The organism is Phenylobacterium sp., from assembly GCF_030697925.1.
In the GTDB taxonomy this organism is placed as follows: domain Bacteria; phylum Pseudomonadota; class Alphaproteobacteria; order Caulobacterales; family Caulobacteraceae; genus Phenylobacterium.
Genome location: NZ_JAUYOJ010000013.1, coordinates 31,284 through 48,964 on the forward strand (window position 1 = coordinate 31,284; position 17,681 = coordinate 48,964).

At 68.8% G+C, this 17,681-nt stretch carries 12 protein-coding genes; 9 read left to right on the top strand and 3 right to left on the bottom strand.

Going from position 1 to position 17,681, the window contains the following annotated elements; genetic code table 11:
- Positions 1-11 precede the first annotated feature (11 nt).
- The 4 genes from Q8Q88_RS01660 (at position 12) to Q8Q88_RS01675 (ending at position 4,994) form a co-directional block, all read left to right on the top strand.
- A complete protein-coding gene (locus tag Q8Q88_RS01660; protein WP_305673461.1) occupies positions 12-1,670 on the top strand; it encodes an NAD(P)/FAD-dependent oxidoreductase in 1,659 nt (552 codons plus the stop codon).
- Positions 1,671-1,677: 7 nt separating this feature from the next.
- Entirely contained in the window at positions 1,678-2,556 is an 879-nt protein-coding gene (locus Q8Q88_RS01665) for an SMP-30/gluconolactonase/LRE family protein (RefSeq protein ID WP_305673462.1), read from the top strand.
- A gap of 114 nt (positions 2,557-2,670) precedes the next feature.
- Entirely contained in the window at positions 2,671-3,843 is a 1,173-nt protein-coding gene (locus Q8Q88_RS01670; RefSeq protein ID WP_305673520.1) for an acyl-CoA dehydrogenase family protein, read from the top strand.
- A gap of 17 nt (positions 3,844-3,860) precedes the next feature.
- Positions 3,861-4,994 (top strand): acyl-CoA dehydrogenase family protein, encoded by a 1,134-nt coding sequence (locus tag Q8Q88_RS01675; RefSeq protein WP_305673463.1) that lies wholly within the window; start codon positions 3,861-3,863, stop codon positions 4,992-4,994.
- A gap of 28 nt (positions 4,995-5,022) precedes the next feature.
- On the opposite strand, the gene Q8Q88_RS01680 is transcribed toward Q8Q88_RS01675, so the two are convergent.
- Entirely contained in the window at positions 5,023-5,781 is a 759-nt protein-coding gene (locus Q8Q88_RS01680; RefSeq protein ID WP_305673464.1) for an SDR family NAD(P)-dependent oxidoreductase, read from the bottom strand.
- A 322-nt stretch (positions 5,782-6,103) separates the two neighbouring features.
- A complete protein-coding gene (locus Q8Q88_RS01685; protein WP_305673465.1) occupies positions 6,104-7,642 on the bottom strand; it encodes an enoyl-CoA hydratase/isomerase family protein in 1,539 nt (512 codons plus the stop codon).
- A gap of 349 nt (positions 7,643-7,991) precedes the next feature.
- On the opposite strand from Q8Q88_RS01685, the gene Q8Q88_RS01690 reads away from it, so the two are divergent.
- Both Q8Q88_RS01690 and Q8Q88_RS01695 read left to right on the top strand, forming a co-directional pair.
- Entirely contained in the window at positions 7,992-9,641 is a 1,650-nt protein-coding gene (locus Q8Q88_RS01690; RefSeq protein WP_305673466.1) for a long-chain fatty acid--CoA ligase, read from the top strand.
- A gap of 1 nt (position 9,642) precedes the next feature.
- Positions 9,643-11,202: a glucose 1-dehydrogenase gene (locus tag Q8Q88_RS01695; protein ID WP_305673467.1), complete on the top strand. Its 1,560-nt coding sequence runs from the start codon at positions 9,643-9,645 to the stop codon at positions 11,200-11,202.
- Here Q8Q88_RS01695 and Q8Q88_RS01700 read toward each other — a convergent pair.
- Positions 11,199-12,032 carry an IclR family transcriptional regulator gene (locus tag Q8Q88_RS01700; protein WP_305673468.1) on the bottom strand — a complete coding sequence of 278 codons (834 nt, stop codon included), beginning with the start codon at positions 12,030-12,032 and terminating at the stop codon, positions 11,199-11,201. The genes Q8Q88_RS01695 and Q8Q88_RS01700 overlap by 4 nt on opposite strands.
- Positions 12,033-12,268: 236 nt before the next feature.
- Between Q8Q88_RS01700 and Q8Q88_RS01705 the strand changes: the two genes are divergently transcribed.
- The 3 genes from Q8Q88_RS01705 to Q8Q88_RS01715 all read left to right on the top strand — a co-directional run bounded on the left by Q8Q88_RS01705 (position 12,269) and on the right by Q8Q88_RS01715 (position 17,619).
- On the top strand, positions 12,269-13,036 hold the full coding sequence (locus Q8Q88_RS01705) for an enoyl-CoA hydratase/isomerase family protein (RefSeq protein WP_305673469.1): 768 nt from the start codon (positions 12,269-12,271) through the stop codon (positions 13,034-13,036).
- 24 nt (positions 13,037-13,060) lie between these two features.
- Entirely contained in the window at positions 13,061-14,680 is a 1,620-nt protein-coding gene (locus Q8Q88_RS01710) for an acyl-CoA synthetase (RefSeq protein ID WP_305673470.1), read from the top strand.
- 200 nt (positions 14,681-14,880) lie between these two features.
- Positions 14,881-17,619 carry a TonB-dependent receptor gene (locus Q8Q88_RS01715; RefSeq protein WP_305673471.1) on the top strand — a complete coding sequence of 913 codons (2,739 nt, stop codon included), beginning with the start codon at positions 14,881-14,883 and terminating at the stop codon, positions 17,617-17,619.
- Positions 17,620-17,681 lie beyond the last annotated feature (62 nt).

Genomic DNA, 17,681 nt, shown 5'->3' on the forward strand with positions numbered 1-17,681 from the left:
ATGAGGGACAGATGAGCGACGGCAACCTGATGCAGTCCAGCGGCAAGAGCGGTCGCACGACGCAGGTGGACGCCCTGGTGATCGGCGCAGGTTTCGGGGGCATGTGCATGCTCCATCGCCTGCGCGGCATGGGCCTCTCCGTGCAGGGGATCGAAGCCGGCGGCGGCGTGGGCGGGGTCTGGTACTGGAACCGCTATCCCGGCGCGCGCTGCGATCTGATGAGCATCGACTACAGCTATTCGTTCTCCGAGGAGATCCAACAGGAGTGGACCTGGTCCGAGCAGTTCGCGGCCCAGCCGGAGATCCTCGCCTACGCCAATTTCGCCGCCGACCGGCTCGACCTCCGAAGGGCCTTCCAGTTCAACACCCGGGTCGAGAGCGCCGAGTTCGACGACGCCCGTCGCCTATGGGTCGCCAGGACCGATCGCGGCGAGGTGATCGAGGCGACCTACTGCATCATGGCCACCGGTCCGCTCTCCATCCCCAAGGAGGTCGGCTTCGAGGGGGCGGAGGACTTCAAGGGCGAGATCTACTATGCCGCCAGGTGGCCGCACGCGCCGGTGAGCTTCGCCGGCAAGCGGGTCGGCGTCGTGGGCACCGGCTCGACGGGCATCCAGATCGTCCCGGTCGTCGCCGAAGAGGCCGATGAGCTCTTCGTGTTCCAGCGCACGCCCAGCTTCAGCATGCCCATGAGGAACAAGCCGCTGGACGCCGAGTACGTCGCCCAGGTTAAACGGCATTACCCCGCTCTTCGGGCCTCGGCGCGGAACACCACGATCGGCGGGGTCCGACCCATTTCCAGCCGTCCGCTGTTCAGCGTGACGCCGCAGGAACGTCTGGAGCTCATGGAGGATTCCTGGGCGCGCGGCGGATTGGCGTTCCTGGGCACTTTCTCCGACCTGCTGACCAATGCGGAGGCCAACGAGATCGTGGCGGAGTTCGTCCGCGGCAAGATCGGCGAGGTCGTCAAGGATCCCGACACCGCCGAACGGCTGAAGCCGCGCGGCTATCCGATCTTCGCCCGCCGTCCTTGCCTGGACACCAACTACTACGAGGCCTTCAATCAGCCGAACGTCCATCTCGTGGACCTGCTCGACGATCCCATCGTGCGCCTCACGGAGCGGGGCGTGCAGACAGAGGCTCGGGAGATCGAGCTCGACGTGCTCATCATGGCCACCGGCTATGACGGGCTGACGGGTGCCATGCTGGCCGTCGACATCAGGGGCCGGGGCGGGCGCAGCCTGAAGGACAAATGGCGCGACGGCGCGCGGTCCTATCTGGGCCTGGCCATGGAAGGCTTCCCGAACCTGTTCATGATCTGCGGCGCCAATGGCCCGGCGGCGCTCGCCAACATCGTCACACTGGACGAGCAGAACACGGACTGGATCGCCGGATGCATCGACCACATGCGCGCCAATCAGCTCGCCACGATCGAGGCTGCCGTCGAGGCCGAAGCGCAATGGTTGGATGCGATCTCCGCGCTGGCTGAGAAGTCGCTGATGCCCAAGGCCAACACCTGGTACGTCGGCGCCAATGTCGCGGGCAAGCCGAGGGTGTTCAGCCTCTATTCCGGCGGCTTCAACAAGTATCGCGAGATCTGCGAGGCCGTGACCGCGGACGGCTATCGGGGGTTCTCGTTCGAGCGGTCGCAGAGCCCCGTCGAGGCCTGATCGTCGGATGGCGCCGCATATCGAGATCATCGGACGCGAGCGCTGCCAGCTCGGAGAGTCTCCGGTCTGGGACCCGCTGCTGAAACGCCTCTTCTGGGTGGATGCGCGCGCGCCGGCGATATGGTCCTACGATCCCGAGACGGGCGACCAGACTTCGCTGTCGGCGCCGGACATGGTCGGCAGCATCGTGCTTGGCGAAACGGGCCGGCTGGTGGCCGGACTGCGCCACGAGGTCTGCCGTGTCGACCTCGCCGCCGGAGTGTTCACGCCGCTCGCAAGGCCGGCGGCGATGCTGGCCGAAGAGCGTCTGAACGACGGCAAGACAGACCGCGCCGGTCGCTACCTGACGGGCTCGCAGCACCACGCGGACGGTGGGAGGCCGGAGGGCAGGCTCTACCGCTTCGATCGGGGCGGGGCCTGCGAGGTGCTTGAGACCGGCGTCGAAATTTCGAACTCGATCTGCTTCAGCCCTTCCGGCGACCGGCTCTATTTCGCCGACAGCCTCCGCCAAGCCATCTGGACCTATGCCTACGATCTCGAGACGGGCCAGGTCGGGCCGCGCGAGACACTGATCGACACCGCGCCCCTCAACTCGGCGCCCGACGGGGCGACCGTCGACGCCGAGGGCCGGCTGTGGGTGGCGCTCGTCCAATCCGGCCAGATCGCCTGCATCACGCCGGATGGAAATCTGGAGCGGCTGATCGACTGTCCGGTCCCATTCCCGTCCTGCCCGGCCTTCGGCGGCGAAAGCCTCGATGTGCTCTACGTCACGGCGATCTCCGATTCAGGCGGGCGGCTCAATACGGACCATCCGGCCGGCGGCCGGCTGTTCGCCATCGAGGGGCTGGGCGCGCGGGGGATCGCCGAGACACGCTGCCGGCTCTGACGGCGCGCCGAGATTTCATAGGCGATCTTGGCGCGCGCCGGCGCAGCCGCGGCGACGCCGCCGCCGCTGCGCCTAGAACCTGGAGGCAGTCATATGCTGTTCGACAGGACGCTCATGGATCTCGACCTCGACCCCGCCGACCGGGCCTTTCGCGACGAGGTTCGCGCATTCTTCACTGAGAACACGCCGGACGCCTTCAAGGCCCGGGTGCGCGCCGGCATGCGCCTGGAGCCGCATGAATTCGTCGCCTGGCAGAAGCTGCTGCATGCGCGCGGCTGGGGCGCGCCGTCCTGGCCGAAAGAGTACGGCGGCACGGGTTGGACGCCGACCCAGCTCTACATCTTCGAGTCCGAGGCGTCGTTGGCCGACGCGCCGGTGCAGTACCACCAGGGCCTCGAACTGATCGGCCCGATCATCTTCACCTTCGGAAACGCCGAGCAGAAGGCGCGCTACCTGCCGCGCATCCTCTCCAGCGACGACTGGTGGTGCCAGGGATATTCGGAGCCGAACGCGGGTTCGGACCTGGCCTCGCTGAGCACGCGGGCCGTGCGCGACGGCGACTGCTATGTGGTCGACGGCCAAAAGATGTGGACGAGCTACGCCCAGGTCGCCAACCGCATGTTCTGTCTGGTCCGGACCGATCCGGAGGGACGCAAGCAGGCGGGGATCTCGCTGCTGTTGCTCGACATCGACATGCCCGGTGTCAGCATCCGGCCGATCATCACCATGGACGAGATCCATCACACCAACGAGGTGTTCCTGGATAACGTGCGGGTTCCGGCGGCCAACCTGATCGGCGAGGAAGGGCAGGGCTGGGGCTACGGCAAGGTCCTGCTGGACCGCGAGCGCGGGGTGACCGCGGCCACCACAATGCGGCTTCGCCAGCAGCTGCGCGGCGCGCGGGCGGCGGCGGCCCAGGCCCGGACGAGCCAAGGCGCGCTGCTCGACGACCCGGTGACCGCCGACCGACTGGCCCAGCTTGAGATCGAGGTGATCGCCCTGGAGGGGATGGTCATGCGGACCATGGCCGAGGCGGCGTCGGGCAAGGACTCCGGCCCGCGCGCCTCGATGATCAAGGTTCGCTGGTCGGAGCTGCTGCAGGAGGTCACCGAGTTCTGGGTGGAGACCATGGGCTACGACGCCGCGGCCTTCGGGCCGATCGGCAATGGGGCGCCGACCGAGCCCTGGCCGATGATGGGCATGCTCTATTCGCGCGTCACCAGCATCTACGGCGGCGCCAACGAAATCCAACGCAACATCATCGCCCGCCGGGCGCTGGGTCTCTAGGCAGGAGCCGTCGACCGATGAATTTCGAGCTTACCGACGAACAGCGCCTGCTGCAGGACAGCGTCCAGCGTTTCGCCCGCGACCACTACGACTTCTCCGCCTGGCGCGCCCGCACCGGCCGTGGCGTGGGCTTCGACCGCGGCCTCTGGAAGCAGATGGCCGACCTCGGCTGGCTGTCCCTGACGGCGCCGGAGGAAGACGGCGGCCTGGGCGGCTCGCCGGTCGACACCATGGTGATCATGGAGGGCGTGGGCCGGGCCTTGATGCTGGAACCCTTCGTCGCCAGCACGGTGTTCGCCCCGACGCTGCTGCCGCGCCTGGCCGGGTCCGAACGCACCGAACTGATCGCCGCGGCGATGGCGGGAACCGCAGTGGTGACCCTGGCCGACGCCGAACCCGACGGTCGCTTCGACCTGGCGGCGGTCTCCACGCGCGCCGAGCGCACGGCGGCGGGCTTTCGCCTGACGGGCGAGAAGAGCCACGCCTTGGACGGGGCCGAGGCCGACTGGTTCGTCGTGCCGGCGCGGACGTCCGGCGAGGGGGCCGAGGAAGCGGGGATCACCCTGTTCCTGGTCGCCAGAGACGCGCCGGGCCTGGCTGTCCATGCCATCCGGGCCATGGATCATCGGCGCAATGCGAGCCTGTCGCTGGATGGCGTGGAGGTCTCCGCCGGCGCCGTGATCGGCGAGGTCGGCCAGGGGTTCGGCCTGGCGCGCCATGCGGTGGACCTGGCGATCGTCGCCCGCCTGGCCGAGGCGGTGGGCGCGATGGAGGCGGCCTACGAGCAGACCCTGCAGCACCTCAAGACACGCAAGCAGTTCGGCCAGGCCATCGGCTCGTTCCAGGCCCTGCAGCACCGCGCGGTGGACATGGCCATCGCCTGCGAGGAGGCGCGCTCGATGACCTATTTGGCGACCATCGCCGTGAGTTCATCCGATCCCGCGCGCCGCCAGACGATCGCGGCGGCCAAGGCGCGAGTGGGACAGACCAGCCTCTATGTCGCGCGCCAGGCGGTCCAGCTGCACGGCGGCATGGGGTTCAGCGACGAGTTGGCCATCGGCCACTACCTCAAGCGGCTTGTGATGATCGACCTGGCCTTCGGCAATGCGGCCGAGCATCGCCGGCAGTTCGCCGCCGCCCGCGCGGCCTGAGCCCGCGGCGGCGAACGGCCGTTAGGTCTCACGAGAACGAGGTGGCCAGTCCGCCGTCGACGGTCAGCACTTGGCCGGTGACGAAGCTTGAGTCCTCGCAGGCCAGGTAGCGCACGGCGCGCGCGATGTCGTCGGGCGTGCCCAGCCGGCGCATCGGGGTCTGATCGATACGCGACTGCATCTTCTCGGCGGAGACGACGGCGCGCACGCCTTCGGTGTCCACGGTGGAGGGCGCGATGGCGTTTACCCGCACGCCCACGGCGCCGAGCTCGGCGGCCGCCGAACGGGTCAGACCCGCCACCGCCGCCTTCACACCGCAGTAGAGCAGGGCGTTGGGGATCCCCAGCAGGGCGGAGACCGAGGCGATGTTGATGATCGATCCGCCGCCCGAGCGCTGCATGATCGGGGCGGCGGCCTGGATGCCCCAGACCACGGCCTTGAACCCGACCCCCAGCATGCGGTCCATGGTCTCCTCGGTGACCGCGGCGATGGGCTCGTAGCGGTTCCACATGGCGTTGTTCACCAGGACGTCCAGCCGTCCGAACTGCGCCGCCGTCGCCTCGAGAGCGTCGCCCAGCGCCGCCCGGTCGGAGACGTCGGCGCCGATGGCGACGGCCTGGCCGCCGGCGGACCTGATCGCCTCGACCGTGGCCTCGGCCCAATGGGCCTTGAGGTCGACCACCGCCACGGCGCAGCCCTCGGCGGCCAGCAGTTCGGCGGTGGCGCGCCCCAGTCCGCGCGACGCGCCGGTCACCAGGGCCGAACGCCCGCTCAATCGTCCGCTCATGGTCTTCCCCTCAGCAAGTGTCGTGACGGTTATCGGCCGAGCAGACACCGAGGGCGGATCGCGACGAGGCGATGGGGACTTTATCGCCCATGTGAATTTCAGGACGCCGGCGTGAGGCGCTCACCCATCGCGAAGAAAAAGGCGCCGGCGTCCAGGAGGACGCCGGCGTTCTGCGCATGTGGAGTCCGTGTCGGTGGACGCGGGCCCCCGCTCAGGCTTCCGGGGAGGAAGATGGGGGAAGCCTAGCGACCCGCGGAGCTTCGGCGGTCACAACCGCCCTGCGCGTGCGGAATAATCCATGCGCGATATTCGGCGACTGGGGTCAGCCCAGCCCTTCGCCCCGCCCCGCGCACCGCAGGATGATTTCGCAGGGCGCGCCGGCGGTGTTGCGGCGCGCCTGGAGCTTCCGCAGCCCCTCGACCACCTGACCCAGTCCGGTGCGGTTGGCCTGCAGCAGGGGGCCGCCTTTCCAGGCCGGGAAGCCCAGCATGACCGTCCAGACCGCGTCCAGCAGGGGGGCGCTGAGGTTGTCCTCGACCTGCAGCAGTTCGGCCGCGCCATTGACCGCCGCCAGCAGGCACCGCTCGGCGATCATGTCGTCTGGCATCGGCTGGCGGCAAATCCGCTGGAACGTGGCCGACGCCTGGATGATGCGGGCCACCTCGGGATCGAAGGTGAGGTGGCTGGAGGCTTCCGCACGCCGATACCAGCCCGGCGACGTCGCGCCATGCCGGTGCGCGTCGGACATGAGGTCCAGGGTCGGGGAGTAGCAGAGCCAGGGGTCGGCGGGGATCGCCCCGTCCGCGGCGACGCCGAACAGAGCGGCCATGCCCAGCCGGTCGGAGAGCGCGAACGGTCCCTCGCTGAAGCCGAACGCCATGAGGCAGCGGTCGACCTGGGACGGCGTCGCGCCCTCGTCGAGCAGGTGGACGGCCTCGCGCAGCAGGGGCCAGCGCAGCCGGCGGGCCAGGATTTGGCGCGCGGCCTGCGACCCCCAGCGCTCCAGGGTGGCCCGGCCCGCCGCGGCGTAGGCCAAGGCCTGGGCCTGGTCGGTCTTGGCGAGGGCGTCCGCGGCCCTGGCCGTGTCGGACATGGCCCGTCGGACGGGCAGGCGGGCGGCGGCTTCCAGGGCCTGCAGGGCGGCCGACGGCGCGGTCTGGTCCGGCGCCTCGCGCCGCACGCGCAGCCGGACGCCGAAGAGGTCAGCCCTGTCGCTGTCGGGAATGATCGCATCGGGGCGGCAGGCCCGCGCGCCGCCAGCCCCTGAAATCGCCAGCTCGACCGCGGCGGCGATAACGTCGCGCTCGGCGATCACGTCGATCAGCCCGGCCTCGAGGGCCGCGTCGGCGTCCAGGGCCGCGTCGAAAATCAGAAGGTCGCTGGCGCGCGTCATGCCGATCAGTCGCGGCAGGCGTTCGATCGCGCCGTGCGTGGGCAGGCGTCCCGCCCGCAGGTCCGGCAGGCTGAAGCGCGCGCCGCGCGCTGCGACCCGCCCCGCGCAGGCGATGGCGAACTCAAGCCCGACGCCTATGGCGTCACCGGCGATGGCGGCGATCACCGGCAGGCGCGACCCGGCCACAGTCTCGACAACCGCGCGGAAGTCCGGCGTCGTCGGGCCAGGCCCTTCGACGAACACGTCCGCGCCCTGAACGACAATCGCGGTCAGGTCACCGCGCGCGCCCAGGTCGAAGAGGGAGGTGATGAAGAGCTGCTGTTCCTGCGCGTCCCAGAGTCCAGGCGAGGGGAGCTCAAGGCGGATTACGGCGACGCTCGCGCGGATCTCGATGATCGCGAACGGCAGGGCCTCGGGCTCCTGCGTCCGGCCGTGGAACGGCGCGCGGGTGTGGGCGAGCGCGTTCATCTGTCCACCAGGCGCACGACCAGGCGGAACATGCGCGCGGACGCCGGTGTCTTCGCCATTTCCATCTCGCACCTCCCCATCCGGCTGTCTTGCTGCAGCACCGCGTGACCCGCGGCGTTCGGATTCTGGATCGTTCAGAGCCGCCGAAGGCCACTCTGCCTCTTGATCACCCTCGATGTTCGCCAGTCCAACCTGTGCCGACGGGACCGCAACGACAACCCCGCGCGAGCCGGGGTGCGCCATTATCAGCTATGTGAATTCCGAGCCCTCGACCGGCGGCCTGCCACAACTGGCGCCCGGCCCCGATAGCCTTCCCGAATTCGATCGACGTCCGTTCCTCGGGGGAAGCATGTTGGGCCTAATGCAGGACACGCCGCTGTTGCTGTCCTCGGTGATTGACTACGCCGCGCGCTATCACGGCGGCGTCGAGGTGGTGTCGAAGACTGAGACCGGCCGGATCGAGCGCTCCACCTATGCGGCGGTCGCTCGGCGGGCGCGGCGGCTGGCGGCGGCCTTGCGCGGCCTGGGCGTGCAGCCCGGCGAGCGGGTGGCGAGCCTCGCGGTCAATTCCGCCCGCCACCTGGAACTCTACTACGGCGCGACCGGGGCGGGGGCGGTTCTGAACACCGTCAATCCGCGGCTGTTTCCCGAACAGATCGCCTACATCCTGGAGCACGCCGAGAACCGCTACGTGTTCCTCGACCCGGCCTTCGTCGCCCTGCTGGAGCCGTTCGCCGGTCAGATTCCGTCCATCCGGGGCTTCGTGCTGCTTTGCGAGCGCGACGCCATGCCGGACAGCAGCCTGGCCAACCTCATGTGCTTCGAGGACCTGATCGACGCCCAGCCCGACGATGCGCCCTGGACGCCCGTCGGCGAGCGCGACGGCGCGATCCTCTGCTACACCTCCGGCACCACCGGGTCGCCCAAGGGGGTCCTCTACAGCCATCGTTCGCTGGTGCTTCACGCCTTCTGCGCCACGGCGGCGGACGGCATGGGTCTGTCCAGCCGTGACAGCGTCCTGCTGGTGACGCCGCTGTTCCACGTCAACGCCTGGGGGGTGCCGTTCTCGGCGGCCATGTGCGGGGCCAAGCTGGTGCTGCCGGGCGCGGCCCTGGATGGCGAGAGCCTCTACAACCTGCTGCGCGACGAGGCCTGCACCTTCTCCCTGGGGGTGCCGACGGTCTGGCTCGGGTTCCTGGATTTCATCTCCGCCCATGGCGAACGCCTGAACCTGTCCAGCCTGGCGCTGGAGCGCGTGCTGGTGGGCGGCTCGGCGGCGCCGCGGGCCCTGATCGAGAAGTTCGACTGGCTGCTCGGCGTCTATGTGATCCATGCTTGGGGCATGACCGAGACCAGCCCCCTCGCCACGATCGGCACGCCGCTGCCCGAGCACGCCAAGCTGGAGCGCCAGGCGCGCTATGACATCCAGGCCCGCCAGGGCCGGGCGATCTACGGGGTCGAGCTGCGGATCATCGACGAGGCCGGAGGTGAGCTGCCCGCCGACGGCGTCGCGACCGGCGAGCTGCAGGTGCGGGGGCCCTGGGTGCTGCGCCAGTATTTCAAGGCTGACGAGCCCGCCGTGGACGCCGACGGCTGGTTCACCACGGGCGACGTGGCGCGTATCCTGCCGGATGGCTTCCTGCAGATCACCGATCGGTCGAAGGACGTGATCAAGTCTGGTGGCGAGTGGATCTCGTCCATCGACCTTGAGAACGCCGCCGTCGCCCATCCCGAGGTCCGCGAGGCGGCCGTGATCGGCGTGCCGCATCCCAAGTGGCAGGAGCGTCCGTTGCTGTTGGTCGTGCCGCGGCCCGGCGCCGCGCCGGCCAAGGAGCACATCCTCCAGTTCCTCGCCAACCGGGTGGCGCGCTGGTGGCTGCCTGACGATGTGATCGTCGTGCCCGAACTTCCGCACACGGCGACGGGCAAGCTGCTCAAGACGGCGCTGCGCGCGACCTATCGCGACCACCTGTCGCGCGCCGACGTGAAGGCGAGCTGAGATGGCGGCGGCGAGGGCGGTCATCGTCACGGGCGGCGCGGACGGGATCGGCTGGGCGATCGCGCGCAGGTTCGCCACCGCCGGAGACAGGGTGTTGATCGCCGACCGCAACGGCGATGCGGCCCAGGCCCGCGCCGCGAGCCTGGGTGCGGCGCATTTGGGGCTGGCGGTGGATGTCTCGGTGGAGGCCGACGTCAAGGCGATGGTGGCCGCCTGCAGGTCCGCATTCGGCCGCGTCGACGTGCTGATCAACAACGCCGGCGTCATCGACGCCCAGGCCAAGCCGGTGGTGGACCAGCCGCTGAACGAGTTTCGAGCGCTGATCGGCGTCAACGTGACCGGTGTCTTCCTGGCGGCGCGCGAGGCGGGCCGGGTGATGCTGGCCCAGGGGCAGGGCGCAATCGTCAACCTGGCCTCGGGCGCCGGGGTGGCGGCCGTGCCGTTCCGCAACGGCTACGGCGCGAGCAAGGCCGCGGTCGCGTCGCTGACGCGGACCCTGGCTTGCGAGTGGGCCGGTCGCGGGGTTCGTGTCAACGCGGTCGCCCCTGGCTACACCCGGACCGACATGGTCGAGCGGCTGATCGCCAACGGTAAGGTCGATCCGGCCTTCGTCGAGCGGCGCATTCCTCTCGGCCGGATGGCCGCGCCGGACGAGATCGCCGAGGCGGTGTTCTACCTGGCGTCGGACGGGGCGTCCTACGTCACCGGCGCCCTGCTGGTGGCCGACGGCGGTTTCCTGGCGTTCGGCGGCACGGGACCAGCTTCGACCCGTCCCGCGCCTCATGTCCCGGCGCGGGGACCGCGCACCGTGGTGGTGACGGGCGGCGCCAGCGGCATAGGGCGGGCCGTCGTCGACCGGTTCGTCCGCGATGGGGATCGGCTGCTGGTGATCGACCGGGACGCGGCGGCGCTTGAGACGCTGGCCGTAGGCCTCGGCCCGGAACATCTCGTGCGTGGGTGCGACGTCATGGATGAGATCGGCGTCGAGGCGGCCATGGACGCGGCCATGGTTCGCTGGGGTCGGATCGACGTACTGATCAACAACGCCGGGGTCGCCGACGTCTTCAAGCCCACAGTCGACCTGAGCACGGCCGAGTTCCAGACGGTGTTCGACATCAACCTGACCGGCGCCTTCATCGCGTCCCGCGCGGCGGGACGGCGCATGCAGGACCGCGACGGCGCGGCGATCGTCAACCTCGCCTCGATAGCGGGCCTGGCCGCCCTGCCGCAGCGCAACGCCTACTGCGCGGCCAAGGCGGGCGTGGGCATGTTGACCAAGAGCCTGGCTTGCGAGTGGGCCGAACGCGGAATCCGGGTCAACGCCGTAGCGCCGGGCTATATCGAGACCCCGGGCCTCCTGGCTTTGAGAGACAGCGGGGCGCGGCGGTTCGCGGATGTGTTGAAGCGCACGCCGATGGGCCGCCTGGGCCTGCCGCGCGAGGTGGCCGACCTGGTCGCCTTCCTGGCCGGCGACGCGGCTAGCTATGTCACGGGATCGGTGGTCAGCATCGACGGTGGCTGGCACGCCTTCGGTGACGCCGGCGACGCCAGCGACGGCTAGGCCGGGACGTCCTGGGCGTGGTCTTCGTCGACCTCGGCTTCGGGATCCGCCAACTCCGATTCAGCCGCCGCGGAGGCCAGGTTGAGCTTGCGTTCGTACTCGGCGATGGCTTCACGCATCGTCGCGATGATTTCGCTTCGTTTGCGGGCGATCCGGCTGTTGAGGCCGCCGACGCCGAGCGTCAGCGGCATGCCGTGCGGGCTCTTGGGCAGCGGCATGGCCAGCCCCGCCGCGTCGGGGAAGGGGAAGGCCGCGAGCAGGCTGTAGCCCTCGCGCCGAATCCAGGCGAGTTGCTCGCTCAACTCGTCGATGTTGATCTTCGTCGAGCGCCCCTGCTCGTAGGCGTTGATGTGCCGGATCAGCTTGTCGACCGTCTTGGGCGGCATGCCGCTCAGCAGCACCAGGCCCGCGGCCGAGTGCGTCAGCACCCGCATGCTGCCTTCCGAAGGCGGGACCTTGTAGGGGTGCGACGGTTGCAGCACCCGGATGTGCTGGATGAAGATGTCGTTCTGCGACGAGAGCACGACGGTCTCGTTGGTCTTCTCGAAGACCGTCTGCATCAGGCCCAGGACGTCGCCCGCGCCATAGAGATAGTGGTTGATCCAGTCGCCCAGCGCCGCAACGCGGGGGGTGGGGAAGTAGGTGCGGGTCGGCCGGTCGTAGTTGAGATAGCCCAGGACCACCATGCTCTTGAGCAGGGATGTGGTGCTCGATTGCGGATAGGACAGGCGCTCGAAGATGAATTTCAACCGCAGGGGCGTGCGCTGTTCATGGAAGAGCTCCAGGACCTCGAGGGTCCGGGCGGCTGACTTGATCGGGTCCCGACGCATTTCCAACCCCAGTGCGACGACGTCCTCATGGTGCGGCCTTCAGGCTCCGCATGTCCCAGGGAACTTGTCTGAAGGCTAGCGGTCCGCGGGGCGCGACGCGAGCCTGCTTCGAGCGCGCGAAATTCATATGGGATTTTTGAACGCCCCACGGCCGCGACCGTGTCCGTCGCCGGACGCGCGGATAGCTTTCCTCCCAAGCGCCGGACCTGGGCGCAGGCGCAGGAGAGGATGAGTTCATGGCATTGGTTCGTCTCGAGGTCGAAGATGGCGTCGCGGTCGTCACCCTCGACAATCCCCCCGTGAACTCCATGCCGATCGAGGCGGTCGAGGAAATGACCGCCATCTTCGACACCTTCAACGACCGCGACGACGTGCTCGCCGTGGTGCTGACCGGTGCGGGCAAGCAGTTCTGCGCGGGGGCCGACCTGAAGCCGTCGACCACCGGCGAGCCGGAGCAGGGCTACGAGTGGCGGCGCATGCGCAAGGTGCGCGAGATCAGCTACAGCATAATCGAGTGCAAGAAGCCGGTGATCGCCGCGGTGAACGGCGCCGCGCTCGGCGCCGGTCTTGGCCTGGTCGCCAGCTGCGACATCCTGGTGGCTTCTGAAAAGGCCGTGTTCGGCCTGCCCGAGATCGATGTCGGACTGATGGGCGGGGGCCGCCACGCCATGCGGATCCTGCCCCATTCCCTGGTCCGCCGCATGGTGCTCACCGGCTACCGCGCGCCAGCCCGCGAACTCTACGACCGCGGCGTGATCGAGGCCTGCCTGCCGCCCGAGGAGCTGATGCCCTACGCCATGGGCATCGCCCGGCAGATCGCCGCCAAGAGCCCGCTGGCCGTCGCCTACGCCAAGGACAGCCTGGCGGCCATCGAGAACATGACCCTGCGCGACGGCTATCGCTACGAGCAGGGCAACACCAATCGCCTGAAGAAGAGCGACGACGCCAAGGAGGCCGTGCGCGCCTTCGTCGAGAAGCGTCCCCCGGTGTTCACCGGGCGCTGAGCCACCGACTCGGGGGACCTGCCCATGGGCTGGAACTACGGCGATATTCTCGACGCGGTCGCGCGGGTGGTCCCGGCGGACCGTCCGGCCCTGATCTGGGGCGGCGACGTGGTGACCTGGGCGGCCTTCGATCGGCGGACCAACAACCTGGCCCGGCGGATGATCGAGTATGGGCTGGCGCCGGATGACCGGGTGGCCGTCCTGTGCCGCAATCACCCGGCCTATATCGAGGCGACGGTGGCGGCGCTGAAGTCACGCACGGTCAGCGTCAACGTCAACTACCGCTACACAGCCGACGAGATCGTCTACGTCCTGGAGGATTGCGGCGCCGCGGCGCTGTTCTATCAGGACAGCCTGGACGCCACGATCGCCGAGCTGAAGGCGCGGCTGCCGGGCGTGGCGCTGTGGATCCGGATCGAGTCGGACCGCCAGCTCCGCGCCGCGGCGGACGGGGAGCAATCCTTCGAGGCCTGGGCGCAGGCCGGCGACGGCGCGCCGCTCGACATCCAGCGCTCGCCCGAGGACAGCTACCTCCTTTACACCGGAGGCACGACCGGGCGGCCCAAGGGCGTCCTGTGGCGCACGGGCGACGCCCGGAAGGTCCAGCTCGAGTCCCCGCTGATCGCCAAGCGGCCCGCCGACCTGGCCGAACACTCGGCCATGGTGCGCGACAATCTCGCCCCCAGCCGCACCATCCCGGCCTGTCCGCTGATGCACGGCGCCGGCAGCAATGCGGTCATCGGCGAGCTTATGGCGGGCGGAGGCGCGGTGCTGCTGCCCTCCGACCGGTTCGACGCCGATGAGCTGTGGCGCGAGGTCGAGCGCACCGGCGTGACGCGGATCGCCATCGTCGGCGACGTCTTCGCCCGTCCCATGCTGCGCGCCCTGGAGGCCGCGCCGGGGCGCTACGACCTCTCCAGCCTGAAGGTCATCTCGTCGGCGGGTTTGATCTGGAGCGGCGAGGTCAAGGCCGGCCTGCTGGCGCATCTGCCGGGCGTCGCCCTGGTCGACATCCTGGGCGCCTCGGAGGCCTCGGGCTTCGGCTACTCGGTGGCGACGGCGGACAATGTGCCGGCGACCGGCGTGTTCGCCCCAGGCGCCAAGACCGTGCTGATCGACCCCGATACGGGCGCCGTCCTTCCCAAGGACGCGCCCGGCGAGGGCCTGCTGGCGCGCACGGAACCCGTGGCGGCCGGCTATTATCGCGATCCGACCAAGACCGCCGAGACCTATCGCATGATCGACGGGGTCCGGTACGCCGTGCCCGGCGACTTCGCCCGGCTCGGGGCGGACGGCCAGCTCACCCTGATCGGCCGCGGCAACCTGTCCATCAACACCGGCGGCGAGAAGGTCTTCCCCGAAGAGGTGGAAGAGGCGCTCAAGCTGCAGCCGGGCGTCGAGGACGCGCTGGTTGTGGGCGAGCCGGACCCTACCTGGGGCAAGTCGATCGTCGCCATCGTCAAGTCCACGCCGGCCTTCGACGAGGCTGCGGTGCGCGCCGGCCTGCAGAAGACCCTGGCGAGCTACAAGCTGCCGCGGCGGTTCCTGCACGTCGAGGTCGTGCCCCGGCATGAGAGCGGCAAGGCCGACTACCGAACCGCCCAGGCGCTGATCACCAAACCGGAGCCAGTAGAACACCTGTAGGTGCAGCGCGATCCAGGACCCTGGATGCGCGCACCATTCGAATATCGCGAATGAAATATCGGGCCATCCCCAGGGGAAGGCCGCGGGGTTCGCGAGGCGGTCGTCGATACTTTTATTCACGAATGCGGCGCCCTGCAGGCGTTCGTTCAACGACAACATCGAGCTGCCTAAGGCGCTGCTCAAACTCGGGGGAAACAAGCATGCAAATATCTAACAATCGGGCGCGTGTGCTTTCAGCCGGCGTGTCCCTGTTGGCCGTCCTTGTCGCCATGCCGGCGCTCGCTCAGGAAGCTGCGCCGCAGGATGGCGACACCCTGATGAGCGAGCTGGTGGTGACCGCCCAACGGCGCGAAGAAGCCCTGCAGGACGTGCCGATCGCGGTGTCCGCGTTCTCGCAGACCATGCTCGAGGCGCAGAAGATCGACGGTGGCGCCAACCTCCAGCGCGCCGTGCCCAACGTGACGTTCTCCAAGGGCTTCTACAGCGGCTACAACTTCCAGATCCGCGGCATCGGCACCAAGCAGACCGCCGTGACCGGCGACACCTCCACCGGCGTCCACCTCAACGGCGCGCCGCTCACCGAAAACCGCCTGTTCGAGGCCGAGTTCTTCGACGTCGAGCGCGTGGAGGTCCTGCGCGGCCCGCAGGGCACGCTCTACGGGCGCAACGCCACCGGCGGCGTGGTCAACGTCATCACCGCCAAGCCGACGAACAGCTTCGAGGCCTCCATCCGCGGTGAGATCGGCAATTTCGACACCCGCAAGGTGCGCGCGATGCTCAACATCCCGCTCATCGACGACACCCTGGCCCTGCGGGTCGCCGGCTCCTATCTCAGCCGCTCCGGATTCGCGACCAACCTGACTACCGGCCACGACATTGACGGCCGCGACCTCTATTCGGTCCGCGCCAGCCTGGCGTTCACACCTGTCGAGACCTTCAAGGCCAACCTGGTCTGGCAGCACTTCGAGGAGGACGACGACCGCCTGCGCACCGGCAAGGGTCTGTGCACCCGCGACAACGGCCCTTCGTCGGTCGGCGGCGTGGCGGTGACCAACAATGTGGTGCGCGGCTTCCTCAGCCAGGGCTGCACCAACGGCTCGATCTATGCCGACGCCGCCAACGGCACGCCGAATTCGATGTCGACCCTATTCGGGCTGTTGGCCTATCGGGGCGGCCTGGCCAGCGGCGATCTCAGCGCCAACCGGCGTCAGGTCGCCGACCTGAGCAAGGTCGAGTCAGCCATCGACCCGAGTTACTACGCCAAGGAGGACGTGCTGGAGCTCAGCGCCGCCTGGGACATCACGCCCTACCTGCAGTTCAACCTGCTGACCTCGTACTACAAGGGCGAGTACAGCTCCGAACAGGACATGTACCGGTTCGGCTTCCCGACGACGTTCAACGCCACGGCGACGGCGCCGGGCGGGGTGGTGAACGATCCGCAGCTCGGCGCGGCGAACACGCTGCAGGTCTACGACTCCAACCAGCATCCGTCCGAGCAGTGGACCCAGGAGGTCCGCCTGTCGTCGTCGTTCGAAGGGCCGCTCAACTTCAGCATCGGCGCCAACTACGTCGACTACGAGACAGTCCAGTCCTTCTACATCCTGTCGAACGCCCTCACGAACTTCGCCAGGGTGGCGAACGGCGGCGCGACCTGCGCGCTGGGCGCGACCAATTGCATCTACGTCAACCCGAACCCGGAGCCGGACCCCAGCGGGCATGGCAACTATCTCAGCTACCAGCCCTACACCCTGGATTCCAAGGCGGCCTTCGGTGAGGTCTATTGGGAGGCGACCGACACCCTGAAGGTCACCGGCGGCCTGCGCTACACCAAGGACACCAAGACCCTCTACAGCTATCCGGTGAGGCTGCTGACGCCCGGTTCGGGCCTGATCCCTGGGACGCCGGCCTCCTACACGGCCTCGTTCAGCGAAATGACCGGCCGGGTCGGTGTGGACTGGAAGCCGGACCTGTCGTTCACCGACAGCACCCTGCTCTACGCCTTCTACTCGCGGGGCTATAAGGGCGGCGGCCCCAACAATATCGGGGCCGGCGGGATCGGGGCGCCGCGGCCGATCTACGACCCGGAGTTCGTCAACGCCTTCGAAGTCGGCATGAAGAACACGCTGCTGGACGGGACCCTGATCCTCAACCTCACGGGCTTCTACTACGACTACAAGGGCTATCAGATCTCGAAGTTCGTGAACCGGATCTCGGTCACCGAGAACATCGACGCCACCGTCGCCGGCTTCGAGGTCGAGGGCATCTGGGAGCCGGTGAACAATCTGCGGTTCAACGTCAATGCTGGCTTCCTGAACACCGAGGTCCAGAACGGCTCCTCCATCGACCCGGTCAACCGCACCCAGGGCGATCCGAGCCTGACCCTGGTCAAGGCCTCGAGCATGGCCGGGTGCGTCGCGCCGACCGCGGCCCTCGGCAACCTGCTGGCGATCATCCAGCAGCAGCCCGGCGCGGCCACGGTGGCCGGAGTTTCCGGCAATCCGCTGGCGGTGCTCGGCGTCTGCTCGGGGACTTTCGCCTCGCTCGGCGTGGTCCCGACCGAGGGCGTCGCGGCCAACCTGTCGGGCAAGGAACTGCCCAATGCGCCGCCTTGGACGGTGTCGCTAGGCGCCCAATACACCTGGAACCTGCCCTCCGGCTGGGACGCCACCCTTCGCGCCGACTACTACCGGCAGGGCGAGTCCTTCTCCCGGGTCTACAACGCCACGGTGGACCGCCTCAAAGGCTGGAAGAACGGCAACATCTCGATCCAGGCGAAGAACGAAGACCTGGGCCTTGAGGTCGAGGCCTATGTGAAGAACGTCTTCAATGACCGGCCGATCACCGACACCTTCTTCGTCGATGAAGCCATGGGCCTGCTGCAGAACGCCTTCATCCTCGATCCCCGGACCTACGGCGTGTCGGTCACCAAGCGCTTCTGACCGGAAGGGGCCAGACCGGTCCCACGACCCGGCGGCGGTCTTCGGACCGTCGCCGTCTCGCC